Annotated in this window: 14 protein-coding genes; 9 read left to right on the top strand and 5 right to left on the bottom strand. The window is 72.1% G+C overall.

Translation table 11 applies throughout. From position 1 onward, the window contains the following. Positions 1-94: 94 nt before the first annotated feature. From ACGF5U_RS06770 to ACGF5U_RS06760, 3 genes are all read left to right on the top strand, one after another. Positions 95-229, top strand: coding sequence for a hypothetical protein (locus tag ACGF5U_RS06770; protein ID WP_392710888.1), 135 nt, complete (start codon positions 95-97; stop codon positions 227-229). A 157-nt stretch (positions 230-386) separates the two neighbouring features. Continuing rightward, complete coding sequence (locus ACGF5U_RS06765; protein ID WP_392710886.1) at positions 387-1,430, top strand: 3-isopropylmalate dehydrogenase; 1,044 nt, start codon at positions 387-389, stop codon at positions 1,428-1,430. Between the two features lie 267 nt (positions 1,431-1,697). Further along, positions 1,698-2,789 carry a branched-chain amino acid aminotransferase gene (locus tag ACGF5U_RS06760; RefSeq protein ID WP_392710885.1) on the top strand — a complete coding sequence of 364 codons (1,092 nt, stop codon included), beginning with the start codon at positions 1,698-1,700 and terminating at the stop codon, positions 2,787-2,789. Positions 2,790-2,882: 93 nt separating this feature from the next. Here the strand turns inward: ACGF5U_RS06760 and ACGF5U_RS06755 are convergent, their stop codons facing one another. Further along, positions 2,883-4,322 (bottom strand): cytosine permease, encoded by a 1,440-nt coding sequence (locus tag ACGF5U_RS06755; protein WP_392710883.1) that lies wholly within the window; start codon positions 4,320-4,322, stop codon positions 2,883-2,885. Positions 4,323-4,479: 157 nt separating this feature from the next. Between ACGF5U_RS06755 and ureA the strand changes: the two genes are divergently transcribed. The 6 genes from ureA to ACGF5U_RS06725 all read left to right on the top strand — a co-directional run bounded on the left by ureA (position 4,480) and on the right by ACGF5U_RS06725 (position 12,158). Beyond that, on the top strand, positions 4,480-5,217 hold the full coding sequence (gene ureA / locus ACGF5U_RS06750) for an urease subunit gamma (RefSeq protein WP_392710881.1): 738 nt from the start codon (positions 4,480-4,482) through the stop codon (positions 5,215-5,217). Next, complete coding sequence (locus ACGF5U_RS06745) at positions 5,214-6,935, top strand: urease subunit alpha (protein ID WP_392710880.1); 1,722 nt, start codon at positions 5,214-5,216, stop codon at positions 6,933-6,935. The genes ureA and ACGF5U_RS06745 overlap by 4 nt, the downstream gene beginning before the upstream one ends. Before the next feature lie 10 nt (positions 6,936-6,945). After that, positions 6,946-7,977, top strand: coding sequence for an agmatine/peptidylarginine deiminase (locus tag ACGF5U_RS06740; RefSeq protein WP_392710879.1), 1,032 nt, complete (start codon positions 6,946-6,948; stop codon positions 7,975-7,977). 134 nt (positions 7,978-8,111) lie between these two features. Continuing rightward, the gene (locus tag ACGF5U_RS06735) at positions 8,112-8,654 is read left to right on the top strand and encodes a TetR/AcrR family transcriptional regulator (protein ID WP_392711284.1); all 543 of its coding nucleotides are present in this window, start codon (positions 8,112-8,114) and stop codon (positions 8,652-8,654) included. Positions 8,655-9,084: 430 nt separating this feature from the next. Continuing rightward, complete coding sequence (gene cimA, locus ACGF5U_RS06730) at positions 9,085-10,725, top strand: citramalate synthase (protein WP_392710878.1); 1,641 nt, start codon at positions 9,085-9,087, stop codon at positions 10,723-10,725. Positions 10,726-10,811: 86 nt separating this feature from the next. After that, positions 10,812-12,158 (top strand): hypothetical protein, encoded by a 1,347-nt coding sequence (locus ACGF5U_RS06725; RefSeq protein WP_392710877.1) that lies wholly within the window; start codon positions 10,812-10,814, stop codon positions 12,156-12,158. Between the two features lie 56 nt (positions 12,159-12,214). On the opposite strand, the gene ACGF5U_RS06720 is transcribed toward ACGF5U_RS06725, so the two are convergent. From ACGF5U_RS06720 to ACGF5U_RS06705, 4 genes are all read right to left on the bottom strand, one after another. Further along, complete coding sequence (locus ACGF5U_RS06720; RefSeq protein WP_392710876.1) at positions 12,215-12,823, bottom strand: YceI family protein; 609 nt, start codon at positions 12,821-12,823, stop codon at positions 12,215-12,217. Between the two features lie 134 nt (positions 12,824-12,957). Next, positions 12,958-13,938, bottom strand: coding sequence for a hydroxyacid dehydrogenase (locus tag ACGF5U_RS06715; RefSeq protein ID WP_392710874.1), 981 nt, complete (start codon positions 13,936-13,938; stop codon positions 12,958-12,960). 143 nt (positions 13,939-14,081) lie between these two features. After that, a complete protein-coding gene (locus ACGF5U_RS06710; protein ID WP_392710873.1) occupies positions 14,082-14,984 on the bottom strand; it encodes a carbohydrate ABC transporter permease in 903 nt (300 codons plus the stop codon). Between the two features lie 2 nt (positions 14,985-14,986). Further along, positions 14,987-15,838, bottom strand: a complete 852-nt coding sequence (locus tag ACGF5U_RS06705; protein WP_392711282.1) for a carbohydrate ABC transporter permease — start codon at positions 15,836-15,838, stop codon at positions 14,987-14,989. Between the last annotated feature and the right edge of the window lie 254 nt (positions 15,839-16,092).

The raw sequence follows: 16,092 nt of genomic DNA, 5'->3' as shown, positions 1-16,092 counted from the left end.
TCGTGAGCGCAGTGCCCCGTGCAGGCAACCCCTGCGGCCCGCTCCCCGCCCCTTCCGGCACCTTCACCTCCCCTCATTGAAGGAGTCGATCGTCATGGCCACTGCCACCGCCGTTCGCCGCGTCCGCCACACCGCCGCCCGCCCCAGCGAGACCGAGCGCAAGAACGCCGCCGCCGCCCTGCAGCGGGCCCTCGACCGCCGCGACAACGGCGGAGCCACGGGCCACTGAAGCCCCCGTCCGGCCGTCGCCGGTCCACCGCCCGGCAGCCGCCCGGCCGGCACCGGTTCCTCGCCCGCCGCGCGCCCGTACCTGCCGGTCCGGCTCTGGCGGTCCATATGGTGGACGGTGACGTGTCAGGCAATGGGACGGGGAGTAGGGTGCCGTCATGTCTCGCAGCATCGATCTCGCAGTGATCCCCGGTGACGGCATCGGCCAGGAAGTCGTGGCCCAGGGCCTCAAGGTCCTCCGCTCGGTCCTCCCGGAGGACGTGAAGCTGGAGACCAGGGAGTACGACCTCGGCGCCACGCGCTGGCACCGCACCGGGGAGACCCTCCCCGACGCGGAGCTCGACTCCCTGAAAAGCCATGACGCGATCCTGCTCGGCGCGATCGGCGACCCCTCCGTGCCGTCCGGCGTCCTGGAGCGCGGCCTGCTGCTGAAGTTGCGCTTCGCCTTCGACCACTACGTCAACCTGCGCCCCTCGAAGCTGTTCCCCAACACGGCGACGCCGCTCGCGGGCCGCCCGGACATCGACTTCGTCGTCGTCCGCGAGGGCACCGAGGGCCCGTACACCGGCAACGGCGGATCGCTGCGCACCGGCACGCCCGCCGAGGTCGCCACCGAGGTCAGCGTCAACACCGCGTACGGCGTCGAGCGGGTCGTCCGGGACGCCTACGAGCGTGCCAGCGCCCGCCCGCGCAAGAAGCTGACGCTGGTCCACAAGAACAACGTCCTGGTCTACGCCGGCCACCTGTGGAAGAACATCTTCGACCGGGTGGGCCAGGAGTACCCCGACGTCACCACCGACTACCTGCACGTCGACGCCGCGACGATCTTCTTCGTCACCCAGCCGGAGCGCTTCGACGTCATCGTCACCGACAACCTCTTCGGTGACATCCTCACCGACCTCGCCGCTGCCGTGACCGGCGGCATCGGCCTGGCCGCGTCCGGCAACATCAACCCGACGGGCGCGTTCCCGTCGATGTTCGAGCCCGTCCACGGTTCCGCGCCCGACATCGCGGGCCAGGGCAAGGCCGACCCCACAGCGACGATCCTGTCCGTCGCGCTGCTGCTGCGCCACCTCGGGTACGAGGCCGAGGCCGCCCGGATCGAGTCGGCGGTCGCCGCCGACCTCGCCGAGCGCGACGGCTCCGTCTCCCGTACGACGGACGAGATCGGCGACGCGCTCGCGGTACGCGTAGCGAGCTGACCCGCCGACTCAACCGAAGCCGCCGGGTCGCAACGCACCCGGCGGCTTCTCCTGTGCGGCCGTGGGGTGCCACCATCATTCCCTGGACCGCGGTCGCATGCGCCCGCACCCACCCGCACCTGTTTCGCCGCACCGGCCCCCGAGCGATAATCGAACGTGGGGCCGCGGCATGCGGTGATGCTCGGACGTCCTAGCAGCAGCGGCGACAGCGGCTGGAACGGCGTGAGCGCGGTCCGTCACACACAACCGGTGAAGGACACAGCACTCATGACGACGCCCACGACGATCGAGCTCAAGCCCTCCTCGAACCCGCTGTCCGACGCGGAGCGCGACGCGATCCTGGCCAATCCCGGGTTCGGCCGCCACTTCACCGACCACATGGTGACGATCAAGTGGACCGAGGGCCGTGGCTGGCACGACGCCCAGCTCACCCCGTACGCCCCGCTGTCCATCGACCCGGCCAACATGACCCTGCACTACGCGCAGGAGATCTTCGAGGGGCTGAAGGCCTACCGCCGCCCCGACGGCTCGGTGTCCATGTTCCGCCCCGAGGCCAACGCCGAGCGGTTCCAGCGCTCCGCCCGCCGGCTCGCGATGCCGGAGCTCCCGGTCGAGACCTTCGTCGCCGCCTGCGACGCGCTGGTCAGGCAGGACCAGGCGTGGGTCCCGGCGCACGGCGGCGAGTCCTCGCTCTACCTGCGGCCCTTCATGATCGCGACCGAGGTCGGGCTCGGGGTGAAGCCGGCCAACGAGTACCTGTTCATCGTCATCGCATCGCCGGCGGGCGCGTACTTCCCCGGTGGCGTCAAGCCGGTCTCGGTCTGGCTCTCCGAGAACTACGTCCGCGCCGTCCCCGGCGGCATGGGCTTCGCCAAGACCGGCGGCAACTACGCGGCCTCCCTGCTGGCCCAGGCCGAGGCCGCCGAGAAGGGCTGCGACCAGGTCGTCTGGCTCGACGCGCTGGAGCACAAGTGGGTCGAGGAGATGGGCGGCATGAACCTGTACTTCGTGTACGGGGACAAGATCGTCACGCCCGAGCTCACCGGCTCGCTGCTCGCCGGCATCACCCGTGACTCGCTGCTGCGGCTCGCCCGCGACCTCGGGTACACGTCCGAGGAGGCCCGCGTCTCCACCGAGCAGTGGAAGCGCGACACCGAGAACGGCACGCTCACCGAGGTGTTCGCCTGCGGCACGGCCGCCGTCATCACCCCGGTCGGCTTCGTGAAGTCCGCCGGCGGCGACTGGACCCAGGGCACCGGCGAGCCCGGCGAGGTCACGCTCAAGCTGCGCAAGGCGCTGCTCGACATCCAGACCGGCGCGGCCGAGGACGTCCACGGCTGGACCCACCAGGTCGTCTGACGTCTCACGCCCAGGGCTCCCGCCCTGTCGCCGTGATCGTGAGGGCCCGGCTCGCCGATGCGCGCCGGGCCCTCACGTGTCGCCGGTCGCGCGTCAGGACGCGACCGGCGCCGTCTCCTTCTGCCGCGGGGCGCCCGGCGGGGGCACGGCCGTGTGGCGGCCGCCGAGCGTGAGTGCCGCGTACGCCACACCTCCCACCAGGCCCGACAGGATGAAGCTGCAGTCGACTCCGGCCGTCATCGGCAGCAGCGGGCCCTCGTACAACGGTGTCGACACCGCCGCGAGCCCCACCGCGGCGCCCAGCGCCCAGGACAGCGTGGCGCGCGGGTGCCAGCCGGCGCGGAACCAGTAGACGCCGCCCCGCGCGCGGCGGTTCAGCACCTGGAGGGCCTCCGCGTCGTACGCGCCGCCGCAGCGGAGGTGACCCGTCAGCGTGATGACCGCCCACGGCGTGCCGATCGCGGTCAGCAGCAGCACGAACGAGGTCATCGCGTCCTGGGCGCTCCACGCGAAGTGGCCGAGGAACACGAACGCGGTGGCGACGACCGCGACCACCAGGGTGGCGCTCGTACGGGTCGCCCGGGGGATGATCGCGTCGAGGTCGAGGCCCATCGAGTACAGCATCAGGCCAGCGTTGCCGACCGAGCCCGCGCTCGCCGCGACCAGCAGCGGCACCAGGTACCAGGGGGCCGCCGTCTCCACGAGCGGGCCCGCGTAGTCGAGCCCCGCGCGGGCGGCCAGCGCCGTGAACGTACCGAACAGCTGGGGGATCAGCAGCCCGGCGAACAGGCCCACGCAGGTCGCCTTCCACACGGTGCGGGGGCTGTGGCGCTCGGGCGAGACGTACCGGGTGTAGTCGCCGAGCAGGGTGATGAAGGCGACCGGTCCGCTCAGGCCGGCCGCCACGGCGGACAGCAGCCAGGTCGGCCAGAACGAGCCGAGCAGGTACGGGGTGTCCGGCGGCGGGGCGGTCGTGAAGTCGCCCGCGTACGCGAGCACGCCGAGCACCAGCAGGACGGTCATGCCGATCGCGAGGACCTTGCTGAGCCGCAGCAGCAGCCGGTAGCCGTACACGGCGGCGACGACGGTGCAGCCCGCGAGCAGCGCGTACACCAGGGTGTGCGCCACGGGGCCGGTCGGTACGTCGAAGAGCCTGGCCAGCGTGGCGAGCATCACGTCGCCGCCGATCCACAGCGTCAGCGCGGTGTAGCCGAGTGAGAGCAGCAGTCCGACGACCGAGCCGACGAGCCGCCCCCGTACGCCGAAGAAGGCTCCGGACGACGTGGACAGGTTGGTTCCGGTGCGCAGCGACACCAGGGCGAGCGGGGCCGTGACGACGACGCCGACGACCGTGCCGGCCACCACGGAGGTGACCGCGGGCCACAGGCCGAGCCCGAAGGAGACCGGCAGCCAGCCGAAGACGATCACGCCCAGGCACAGGTTCGAGCCGAGCAGGATCGAGATGAGGTCGCGGGGTCCGCTGGTTCGTTCCGCTTCGGGGATGGTGTCGACTCCGCGCTGTTCTATCCGCATGGGGGCTCTCCCTGCATCGCTGGTACGTGCCTCTCGGTTCGTCGTCCCGTCGCTTTAGAGCGACGCTCAATGTGACTCACTCCCGGGCTCTTGGTCAATGGTTCCGTTTCAGTAATCTCAGAGTTAGAGTGATGCTCAAACAGGAGGTGTGAACAACGTGCGACTGACCCCCACGGAACGCGACCGGCTGCTGCTCTTCAGCGCCGCCGAACTCGCCCGGGCCCGCCGCGCCCGCGGACTGCGGCTCAACGTCCCCGAGGCCACCGCCCTCATCGCGGACACCGTCTGCGAGGCCGCCCGCGACGGGCGCCGCCTCGCCGAGGCCATCGCGGCCGCCCGCTCGGCCCTCGGCCCCGACGACGTCCTGCCGGGCGTCGCCGACGTGGTCACCGAGGTCCATGTGGAGGCCGTCTTCGACGACGGCTCCCGGCTCGCGGTCGTCTCCGACCCGATCGGCGGCGGTTCGCTCGGCGCCGACGCGCCGGGTGCGGTCCTGCCGGGCCCGGCTCATGAGGAGCCCGCGCCGGCCGTACGTATCGCCGTACGCAACACCGCGTCCGTCCCCGTCAGCGTCACCTCGCACTTCCACTTCTTCGAGGCCAACCCGCGGCTCGACTTCGACCGCTCGGCGGCGTACGGGATGCGGCTCGCGATCCCGGCCGGGTCGTCCGTGCGGTTCGGGCCCGGCGAGTCGGCGGAGGTGGGTCTCGTGCCGATCGGCGGCGACCGGATCACCGTCGGGTTCGCGGGCCTGGTCGACGGCCCCCTCGACGCGCCCGGCGCCCGCGAGGAGGCACTGCGCCGCGCCGCCGCCTGCGGCTACCTCGGAGCCGAGCCCACGGAGAACACGAAGGCCGAGCCCACGAAGAGCACGGACAAGGAGGCCGGACGATGAGCCGCCCCGGAGGCCACCCCGCCGAAGCCCGCCGGCTGACCCCGCAGGAGTACGCGGCCACCCACGGCCCGCGCGCCGGCGACCGCGTAGTCCTCGGCGACTCGGGGCTCGTGGTCCGCGTCGAGTCCGACTCGCAGGCGTACGGCGACGAGTTCCTCGCCGGATTCGGCAAGACCGCCCGCGACGGACTGCACCTCAAGGCCGCCGCCGTCCGCGAGACCTGCGATGTCGTCATCAGCAACGTGCTCGTGATCGACGCCGTGCAGGGCATCCGCAAGACCTCGATCGGCATCCGCGAGGGCCGTATCCACGCGATCGGCCGGGCCGGCAACCCGGACACGCTCGACGGCGTGGAGGTCGTGGTCGGCACCGGCACCTCGATCGTCTCCGGCGAGGGCCTCATCGCCACCGCGGGCGCCGTCGACACCCACGTCCACCTGCTGTCGCCGCGCATCATGGAGGCGTCCCTGGCCTCCGGCGTGACCACGATCATCGGCCAGGAGTTCGGCCCCGTGTGGGGCGTCGGCGTCAACTCGCCCTGGGCGCTGCGCCACGCCTTCAACGCCTTCGACGCCTGGCCGGTCAACATCGGCTTCCTCGGGCGCGGCTCGTCGTCCGACCCCGCGCCCCTGGTGGAGGCCCTGGCCGAGGGCGGCGCATCCGGCTTCAAGGTCCACGAGGACATGGGCGCCCACACCCGGGCCCTGGACACCGCCCTGCGGGTCGCCGAGGAGCACGACGTCCAGGTCGCCCTGCACAGCGACGGCCTCAACGAGTGCCTCTCCGTCGAGGACACCCTCAGGGTCCTGGAGGGCCGGACCATCCACGCCTTCCACATCGAGGGCTGCGGCGGCGGGCACGTCCCCAACGTCCTGAAGATGGCGGGCGTCCCCAACGTCATCGGCTCCTCCACCAACCCCACGCTCCCCTTCGGGCGGGACGCGGTCGCCGAGCACTACGGGATGATCGTCTCCGTCCACGACCTGAAGACCGACCTGCCCGGTGACGCGGCCATGGCCCGCGACCGGATCAGGGAGGGCACGATGGGCGCGGAGGACGTCCTGCACGACCTCGGCGCGATCGGCATCACGTCGTCGGACGCGCAGGGCATGGGCAGGGCCGGCGAGACCGTACGCCGGACCTTCGCCATGGCCGGGAAGATGAAGGCCGAGCTGGGCCCGCTGGAAGGCGACGGGGACGGCGACGACAACGCGCGCGTCCTGCGCTACATGGCCAAGCTCACCATCAACCCGGCGATCGCCCACGGCCTCGCACACGAGGTCGGCTCGATCGAGGTCGGCAAACTCGCCGACATCGTGCTCTGGCGGCCCGAGTTCTTCGGCGCCAAGCCGCAGCTCGTCCTCAAGTCGGGCTTCCCCGCGTACGGGGTCGTGGGCGACCCGAACGCCGCCACCGACACCTGCGAACCGCTCGTGCTCGGCCCCCAGTTCGGTGCCCACGGCGCGACGGCCGCGGACATCTCGGTGGCCTTCGTGGCGGGCGCGGCCGCCCAGCTCGGCAACGACCGGATGCCGACACGCCGCCGCAGGGTGGCCGTCCGGAACACCCGGGGCATCGGCCCCGGAGACCTGCTCCTCAACTCCCGTATCGGAGAGGTCGCCGTGGACGCCCGTACGGGGCTCGTCACGCTCGACGGCGATCCGGTCCGCTCGGACCCGGCCGACTCCGTTTCCCTCAACCGCCTCTACTTCCTCTGAGGACGACTCCATGACGTCGCGTACGACCCCCGGCTTCCGCATGCCCGCAGAGTGGGCGCCCCACGAGCGGACCTGGATGGCCTGGCCCAGCCCCAACCCCACCTTCACCACCGCGGACGAGCTCGCCGAGGCCCGCGCGGCCTGGGCGTCCGTCGCCCGCGCGGTACGCCGCTTCGAGCCGGTGGCGATGGTGGTGGCGCCGGGCGACGCCCCGTCGGCGCGGGACCTGCTCGGCCCGGACGTCGACCTGGTCGAACGGGACCTGGACGACGCCTGGATGCGGGACATAGGCCCCACGTTCGTCACGGACGGCACGGAACTGGCCGCCGTCGACTGGGTGTTCAACGGCTGGGGTGCGGCGGACTGGGCCCGCTGGGAGCACGACTCCAAGATCGCCCGCCATGTCGCCGACGCGGCGGGCGTCCCGGTGCACCCCTCGCCGCTGGTCAACGAGGGCGGCGCGATCCACGTCGACGGCGAGGGCACCGTCCTCCTCACCGACACCGTCCAGCTCGGCCCCGAGCGGAACCCCGGCTGGACCCGCGCCCAGGTCGAGGCCGAGATCCACGCCCGGCTCGGCACCACCAAGGCCATCTGGCTGCCCCGCGGCCTGACCGGCGACTACGGCCTGTACGGCACCCGCGGCCATGTCGACATCGTCGCCGCCTTCGCCCGCCCCGGCGTCGTCGTGGTCCACACCCAGCCCGACCCGGCCCACCCCGACCACGAGCTGTGCAAGGCCAACGCGGCACTGCTGCGCTCCCAGACCGACGCCCGCGGCCGGACGCTGGAGGTCGTCGAGGTCCCGGCGCCGACGGTCCTCCAGGAGGACGGCGAATGGGTCGACTACTCGTACATCAACCACTACATCTGCAACGGCGGTGTGGTGCTGTGCGCCTTCGACGACCCCCGCGACGAGATCGCCGCCGGCATCTTCCGCCGCCTCTTCCCCGACCGCACGGTCACGCTGGTCGACGCCCGCACGATCTTCGCGGGCGGCGGCGGCATCCACTGCATCACCCAGCAGCAGCCGAGGGTATGACGCCGGAGCACCTGCCGGCCGGGCCCCGGGAGGCGCGTCTGATCAGGTACAACGTAGGGGTGAACGAACCCCGCAAGCCCGCCGCGCGGCGGCGCAACTCGGCGCCGCCGCGCGAGGACGTCCTCGCGGCCGCCATGGCGATGATCGCCGACCGGGGCCTGGAAGGGCTCACCATGGCGGCGCTCGGCCGGGAGGTCGGGATGAGCAGCGGCCACCTGATCTACTACTTCCGCACCAAGGACGAACTGCTGCTCCAGACCCTGGAGTGGAGCGAGGGCCGCCTCGGCGCCGAGCGCAGCGCGCTGCTGTCCCGGCAGGACGTCCCGGTGCGCGAGCGGCTCGCCGCGTACGTCGCCCTGTACGTGCCCGACGGGCCCCGGGACCCGCACTGGACGCTGTGGCTGGAGGTCTGGGACCGGTCCCAGAACGCGGACGCCGACGCCCGGGGCCGCCAGGCCGCCATCGAGGGCGCCTGGCACCGCGACCTGGTGGCCCTGCTCGCCGAGGGCATCTCGCGCGGCGAACTGCGCCGGGTCGACCCCGACCGGTACGGCACCCGGCTGCGGGCCCTGCTGGACGGCTTCAGCGTCCACGTCGCCGTGGGGATACCCGGCACCGGACGGGAGCAGGTGCTCGCCCACGTACAGGAGTACCTGGCCGAGTCGCTGATCCCCTGACGTCCCAGACCGGCGGGCGGCGCCCGAGCCCCATCGACGTCCGTCCCGAGCCCGGCCGCGGCGCCCGCGCCCCCTGACGTCCCGGGCCCGGCCGCGGCGCCCGAGCCCCATAAGCGCGCGAACCGCCCGGCCTGCCCGCATGGTGAGATCCGTGCCCCGGCCCGCGAGACGGTATGGCAGACTGCCACCGTGCTCGCTTCCACGATGATTATCGGCAGCAGCGCGCCGGTCCGCAGTGACCGCTGAACCGCGACCTCACCCCGTCGCGGCAGCGGACACCGTGTCCCAGACCCGCGCGCAGACCTCTCGCACCCGCGAGAGGTTTTTTCGTTTTCCGGCCCCACCACGGCGGAGACGGACCGCGCGCGAAAATGGGGGCAGGTGGATCCAATCCTTCATGGAGCCACATCCGACAGGAGCCTAGACAGTCATGACCACGGAGAACGACGGCAGTTCTCGCCCCGAGTCGCGTGCCGACTCCCGTGTCGACGACAGCTTCCACGTCTTCGACACCACGCTGCGCGACGGCGCGCAGCGCGAGGGCATCAACCTCAGCGTCGCCGACAAGCTGACCATCGCCCGGCACCTGGACGACTTCGGCGTGGGCTTCATCGAGGGCGGCTGGCCCGGCGCCAACCCGCGCGACACCGAGTTCTTCGCCCGCGCCCGGCACGAGATCGCCTTCAGGAACGCCCAGCTCGTCGCGTTCGGCGCGACCCGCAGGGCCGGCGGCAAGGCGGCCGAGGACCCGCAGGTCAGGGCCCTGCTGGAATCCGGCGCCCCGGTGATCACGCTGGTCGCCAAGGCCCATGACCGCCATGTCGAGCTGGCGCTGCGCACCACGCTGGACGAGAACGTGAGCATGGTCCGCGACACCGTCTCCTACCTGCGCGAGCAGGGCCGCCGGGTCTTCGTGGACTGCGAGCACTTCTTCGACGGCTACAAGGCCAACCCCGAGTACGCCAAGGCGGTCGTCCGCGCCGCCGCCGACGCGGGCGCCGACGTCGTCATCCTCTGCGACACCAACGGCGGCATGCTGCCCGCGCAGGTGCAGGCCGTCGTCGCCACCGTCCTCGCCGACACCGGGGCGCGCCTCGGCATCCACGCGCAGGACGACACCGGCTGCGCCGTCGCCAACACCCTCGCGGCGGTCGACGCGGGCGCCACGCACGTGCAGTGCACCGCCAACGGCTACGGCGAGCGCGTCGGCAACGCCAACCTCTTCCCGGTGGTCGCCGCGCTGGAGCTGAAGTACGGCAAGAAGGTCCTGCCCGACGGCTCCCTGAAGGAGATGACGCGGATCTCCCACGCCATCGCCGAGGTCGTGAACCTGACCCCCTCCACGCACCAGCCGTACGTCGGTGTCTCCGCGTTCGCCCACAAGGCCGGGCTGCACGCCTCCGCGATCAAGGTCGACCCGGACCTGTACCAGCACATCGACCCCGAGCGGGTCGGCAACACCATGCGGATGCTGGTCTCCGACATGGCGGGCCGCGCCTCCGTCGAGCTCAAGGGCAAGGAGCTCGGCATCGACCTGGGCGACGACCGCGAGGTGGTCGGGCGGGTCGTCGAGCGGGTCAAGGAGCGCGAGCTCCAGGGCTACACCTACGAGGCGGCCGACGCGTCCTTCGAGCTGCTGCTGCGGGCCGAGGTCGAGGGCAAGCCGCTCAGGTTCTTCCGCACGGAGTCGTGGCGGGCGATCGTCGAGGACCGCCCGGACGGCACCCACGCCAACGAGGCGACCGTGAAACTGTGGGCGGCCGGCGAGCGCATCGTCGCCACCGCCGAGGGCAACGGCCCGGTCAACGCGCTGGACCGGGCGATGCTGGCCGGCCTGGAGCGGATCTACCCGCAGCTCGCCAAGTTCGAGCTGGTCGACTACAAGGTCCGGATCCTGGAAGGACGCCACGGCACCGAGTCGATCACGCGGGTGCTGATCACCACGAGCGACGGCGACGGCGAGTGGTCGACGGTCGGCGTCGGCGAGAACGTGATCGCGGCGTCATGGCAGGCGCTGGAGGACGCGTACACCTACGGACTGCTGCGCGCGGGAGTGCGCCCCACCGAGTAGACCGGTCCGGCGGAGCGGTACGCCCCGCCGAGGCCGGAACGGGAGCAGCCTGTCCCCTTCGCCCCGTTTGGAGTAACTTCGATGGTATGAGGGCGAGGCCGCTCGCGCTGCTGTCGGCCGTGGTGGGTCTGACGCTGGCGCTCCTTCTCTCCCTGGCCCCGGGTGCGGGGGCCAGGGCGACGGGTCTCGACGGCGTGGCCCAGGCACTGAGGCAGGGCCCGGTGTACGTGCACCCGCAGGCCGCCGACCAGTTGCCGGGACCGGCCGCCGACGCGTTGGAACGGAAGATCCTCGACGCGGACAAGCCGGTCATGGTCGCGGTGCTCCCGGCGACGGCCGAGTTCCCGAAGGACGGCCTGCTCCAGGACCTCCGCACCCTGACCGGTGTCACCGGCGTGTACGCGGTACGGCTGGGCGACGCGTTCGACGCGGGCGCCGACCGGGTCGTGCTGCCGAACCGGGCGGTGGAGAACCTGGTCGCGGCGGTGCACCAGCCGGGCGTGGACGCGGTGACCGAGCTGAACAACTTCGTCGACCAGGCCCTGCCGCAGGCGCGCGGCACGGCGCCGTCGACCTGGTCCGGCGTCCCGGACGACCCCGTCCCGGTCGGCGGCCTGGTCACGCTGGCCGCCCTGCTGGCGGCCGGAGGCGCCGGGGTGTACGCGGTCACGGCACGCAACCGCCACCGCAAGCGGGCCGAGGAGCGGGACGCCCTCGAGCGGCTCCGGGTCGTCGTGGACGAGGACATCACCGCGTACGGCGAGGAGCTGGACCGGCTGGACTTCCACCCGGCCGAGGCGGGTGCCGACGACACGATGCGCGCCGACTACGAACGCTCCCTCGACGCGTACGACAAGGCCAAATCCCTGATGGGCGGGGCCCGGCATCCCGGAGACGTCCGGGGTGTGACCGAGGCCCTGGCGGACGGCCGCTTCTCGCTGGCCGTCCTTGCCGCCCGCCGCGAGGGCCGCCCGCTTCCCGAGCGGCGGGCACCCTGCTTCTTCGACCCGCGCCACGGCCCGTCGGTGACGGACCTGCCCTGGTCGCCACCTACGGGCGCGCCCCGGGACGTCCCGGTCTGCGCGGCCGACGAGGCCCGCCTGAGGGCCGGCGAGAACCCGCTCGCCCGCACGGTCGACACCGACCTGGGCCGCCGCCCCTACTGGGAGGCCGGCCCCGCCTACGGCCCCTGGGCCGGCGGCTACTACGGCGGCGCCCTCCTGCCCGGTCTGCTCATGGGCACCATGCTCGGCTCGATGCTCGCCACCCCGGCCTACGCGGCGCAGTACGGCGGCGAGGGCTACGAGTCCTTCGCGGGCGGCGACTTCTCCGGCGCCGACCACAACCCCTCCGACTTCGGCGGCGACTTCGGAGGCGGCGGCGACTTCGGCGGAGGCGGCTTCGGCGGCGGAGACTTCGGGGGCGGGTTCTAGCGGGCTTCCGGAGGCGGTCGCCCGCCGGGGCTGATGCGTGGGGGCCGGGCGGCGGATCAGGCGGTGGTGCGGATGGCGGAGATCTCGAAGGCCAGCTTGATCTTGTCGCTGACCAGGACACCGCCCGTCTCCAGGGCCGCGTTCCAGGTGAGGCCCCAGTCGGAGCGGAGGATCTCGGCCTTGCCCTCGAAGCCGACGCGCTCGTTGCCGAAGGGGTCCCTGGCCGAGCCGTTGAACTCCAGGTCGATGGTGACCGGGCGGGTCACGTCCTTGATCGTGAGGTCGCCGGTGATGCGGTAGTCCGTGCCGCCCAGGGCCTCGGCCGAGGTGGAGCGGAAGGTCATCAGCGGGTACTGCTCGGCGTCGAAGAAGTCGGCGCTGCGGAGGTGGCCGTCGCGGTCGGCGCTGCCCGTGTCGAGGGAGGCGATCCGCACGTCGATGGAGGCGGACGAGGCGGCCGGGTCCGAGCCGTCGAGCCGCAGGGTGCCCTCGTGGTCGGTGAAGGTGCCCCGGACGTTGGTGACCATGGCGTGCCGGGCGGTGAAGCCGATGCCGCTGTGGGACGGGTCGATGGCGTACTCACCGGTCAGCGCGGCCAGCGCCGGGTCGACGGCGGCCGGAGCGGCGGTGGCGGTGGCGGACGAGGTGCGGTTGAAGAGGCCCATGACGTGCTCCTTGAGTGGGGTGATCCGAAGAGGTTGTTTAACCTTCAACGACATCCACCATAGGCCCATGTGGTTCGGATTTCAACTACTTCTCTCTATTCCGCGCGGACCGGGCCCGGCCGGGGCCGGAGGCGTCAGGCCGAGCGGGCCAGCGCCTCCGCCCGCACCGGATCCGCGAACGGCAGCCCCCACCCGTACCGCTCCAGCTCGTCCAGCGCCGCGTGCGCCATACGGACCAGCTCATTGCCGAGCGAGCCCGCGATGTGCGGCGTCAGCAACACGTTCGGCAGGTCGTACAGCGGCGAATCGGCGGGCAGCTCATCCGGCTCCGTCACGTCCAGGACGGCGTTCAGACGCCCCGAGACCAGCTCGGCCGTCAGCGCGGCCGTGTCCACCAGCGAACCCCGCGCCGTGTTGACGAGCGTCGCCCCGTCCGGCAGCAGCGCCAGCCGGTCGCGGTCGAACAGGTGGCGTGTCTCGGGCAGTTCGGGCGCGTGGATCGTCACCACGTCGCTGGACAGCACCAGGGTGTCCAGGCTCACCGGCCTGGCCCCCAGGCGGGCCGCCTCGTCCGCCGGAACGTACGGGTCGTACAGCAGCACCCGCAGGTCGAACGGGCGCAGCAGCTCGATCACCCGCCGCCCGATCCGGGACGCCCCCACGACACCGACCGTACGGCGGTAGTTGCCGGCCCCGGCCATCAGGTCGAGCGGGTCCGGCCGGCGGCGCCGCTCGCGGTAGACGCGCCGGGCGTCGAGTACCCGCTTGCCGCTGAACAGGATCGCGGCGACCGTGTACTCGGCGACGGGCAGCGCGTTGGCCGCCGCCGCCGACGCGACCGTCAGCCCGCGCTCCCAGCACGCGTCCGTGATGTGGTGCTTCACGGAACCGGCGGCGTGCACGACCGTACGCAGCCGGGGCATCCGGGCCAGCGCGTCCGCCGTCAGCGGCGGGCACCCCCACCCGGTGAGCAGCGCCTCCGCTCCGGCGAGCGCGCCGGCGTGCCCTGCGGCCGCGAAGTCCCGTACGACGAGCGCCGGGTCCGTGTCGGCGACGGCGACGAGCCGGTCCAGCGCGGCCTGGTCGAACAGCGCGTCCCGGACCGACGGATCCATCGCGAGGACCGTGCGGGGCCGCCGATAGGCGGCGGGGGAGGAGGGAGAAGGGGAAGGTGAGGGAGAAGGCGAGGGAGAAGGGGAGGGAGAGGAAGAAGGGCTGGAAGAAGGGCTGGAAGAAGGGGAGGGGGTGGCTGCGGATGTCATTTGACGGCTCCCGCGGTCAGGCCGGAGCGCCAGTAGCGCTGAAGCGCGACGAAGGCGGCGGCGAGCGGCACGATGGACAGCAGTGACCCGGTCACGACGAAGGCGTAGAACTGCGGTTCCTGCGCGAGTGACGCGTTCCAGTTGAACAGACCGAGCCCCACCGGGTAGAGCGACGCGTCGTTCAGCATGACCAACGGCAGGAAGAAGTTGTTCCAGCTGCCCGTGAAGGAGAACAGGAAGATGGTCATGAAGGCGGGCGACAGCATCGGCAGGGCGACGGAACGGAACGCGCGCAGCTCGCCCGCCCCGTCGATCCGGGCCGCCTCCAGGGTCTCCATCGGGACGTAGCTCTCCGCGAAGACCCGCCCGAGATACACCCCGAAGGGGTTCACGAGCCCGGGGATCAGGACGGCCGCGTACGTGTTGACGATGCCCGCCTCGGACGCCATCAGGTACATGGGCAGCGAGATGACGGTGTGCGGAACCAGGATGCCGAGCAGTACGAGCCCGTACAGCTTCTCCTTGCCGCGAAAGCCGTAGACCGCGAACGCGTATCCGGCGAGGAGCGACAGCAGCGTGGACGCGAGGGAGCCGAGGAGCGAGTACAGCATGCTGTTCGCGAGCCAGCGGCCGAAGATTCCGTCCTGGTGCGTGAAGAGGTCGCCGAGGTTGGTGAGGAGGTTGAACTCGGCGAGGCGGAAGCCGGGGCTGCCGAACAGATCGCCGTTGTTCTTGGTGGCGTTCAGCAGCAGCCAGCTCAGCGGCATCAGCGTGTAGACGGCCACGAGGGCCAGCAGGGTGTTGACGACGACCCGGGACGACCAGCCGGCGGAGCGGGACGCCCTGGGGGTCGTCCGGGAGGACGTGGAGGTGGACGTGGCGGTGGACGTGGCGGTCATGGTCACGCCTCCTTCCAGCGGTTGCCCAGCTTGGTGATGAGGAACGACAGGGCCGCGCCCAGCACGGCGAGCAGCAGGGAGGCGGCGGCCGCGAGGCCGTAGTCGTGGCGGGTGAACGCGGCCTGGTAGATGAACATCACCGGGCTCCAGTCCTGGGAGATCGAGGCGGCACGGGAGCGCAGCACCTCCGGCTCGTTGAAGAGCTGGATCGCGCCCACGGCGGTGAACAGCATGGTGAGGACGACCGAGGAGCGGATGGCGGGAAGCTTCACGGACCAGGCCGTACGCAGCTGACCGGCGCCGTCCATGACGGCCGCCTCCAGCGTCTCGCGCGGCACGGCCTGCAGGGCGGCGTAGAAGATCACCATGTTGTAGCCGATCCACTGCCAGGCGGCGGCGTTCACGAGAGAGAAGAGCACCGCGTCCGGGCCGAGGAAGTCCCAGTCGGCACCGGCGTACGCCAGCAGATCGACGACCGGACTGAGCCCGGGAGTGTAGAGGAATCCCCAGATGATCGCGGCGATCAGCCCCGGCACGGCGTGCGGCAGGAAGAACGCCAGCTGGAAGAACCGCTTGGCGCGGGCCATCGCCGAGTCGACCAGCAGGGCGAGCGCGAGCGCGCCGCCCACCATGACGGGGATGTAGATCACGCAGTACAGGGCGACATGGCCGAAGCCGCGCCGGAAACCGGGGTCGGCGAAGGCCCGCAGATAGTTGTCGACGCCGACGAAGAGGGTCTCCGTGCCGCCGAACCCGAGCCCGGACGCGGCCTGTTCACGGAACAGGCTCATCCAGACGGCGTAGCAGATGGGCGCGACGAGCGTGCCGAGGAAGAGGACGAGGAACGGCGCGATGAAGAGCGCGGGCACGCCCCGCCGCCGAGCCCGCCGGCCGGCCTGCGGCGCGGTCGGGCGGTTGGTCCGCCGGTCGGTCCGCGGCTCGGTCCGCTGCCGGGTCGGGGACTCGGGCCGCCGTCCGGTCTGCCGGTCGGTCTGCGGCTCGGTCCGCTGCCGGGTCGGGGACTCGGGCCGCCGTCCGGTCTGCCGGTCGGTCTGCGGCTCGGTCTGCCGGTCGGACCGCCGCCGGGTGCGCGGCTCGGTCTGGGACT

The organism is Streptomyces sp. NPDC047886, assembly GCF_043204435.1.
Taxonomy (GTDB): Bacteria; Actinomycetota; Actinomycetes; order Streptomycetales; family Streptomycetaceae; genus Streptomyces.
Note: the sequence above shows the minus strand (reverse complement) of the source record. Positions and strands in the feature narration are given on the sequence as shown.

Excerpts from the sequence above, each read along its gene's own strand:
- ACGF5U_RS06720 (WP_392710876.1), bottom strand. The coding sequence starts at position 12,823 with ATGGGCCTCTTCAACCGCACCTCGTCCGCCACCGCCACCGCCGCTCCG.
- ACGF5U_RS06735 (WP_392711284.1), top strand. The coding sequence starts at position 8,112 with ATGGCGATGATCGCCGACCGGGGCCTGGAAGGGCTCACCATGGCGGCG.
- ACGF5U_RS06755 (WP_392710883.1), bottom strand. The coding sequence starts at position 4,322 with ATGCGGATAGAACAGCGCGGAGTCGACACCATCCCCGAAGCGGAACGA.
- ACGF5U_RS06740 (WP_392710879.1), top strand. The coding sequence starts at position 6,946 with ATGACGTCGCGTACGACCCCCGGCTTCCGCATGCCCGCAGAGTGGGCG.
- ACGF5U_RS06710 (WP_392710873.1), bottom strand. The coding sequence starts at position 14,984 with ATGACCGCCACGTCCACCGCCACGTCCACCTCCACGTCCTCCCGGACG.
- ACGF5U_RS06765 (WP_392710886.1), top strand. The coding sequence starts at position 387 with ATGTCTCGCAGCATCGATCTCGCAGTGATCCCCGGTGACGGCATCGGC.
- ACGF5U_RS06745 (WP_392710880.1), top strand. The coding sequence starts at position 5,214 with ATGAGCCGCCCCGGAGGCCACCCCGCCGAAGCCCGCCGGCTGACCCCG.
- ACGF5U_RS06760 (WP_392710885.1), top strand. The coding sequence starts at position 1,698 with ATGACGACGCCCACGACGATCGAGCTCAAGCCCTCCTCGAACCCGCTG.
- ACGF5U_RS06715 (WP_392710874.1), bottom strand. The coding sequence starts at position 13,938 with ATGGATCCGTCGGTCCGGGACGCGCTGTTCGACCAGGCCGCGCTGGAC.
- cimA (WP_392710878.1), top strand. The coding sequence starts at position 9,085 with ATGACCACGGAGAACGACGGCAGTTCTCGCCCCGAGTCGCGTGCCGAC.
- ACGF5U_RS06725 (WP_392710877.1), top strand. The coding sequence starts at position 10,812 with ATGAGGGCGAGGCCGCTCGCGCTGCTGTCGGCCGTGGTGGGTCTGACG.
- ACGF5U_RS06770 (WP_392710888.1), top strand. The coding sequence starts at position 95 with ATGGCCACTGCCACCGCCGTTCGCCGCGTCCGCCACACCGCCGCCCGC.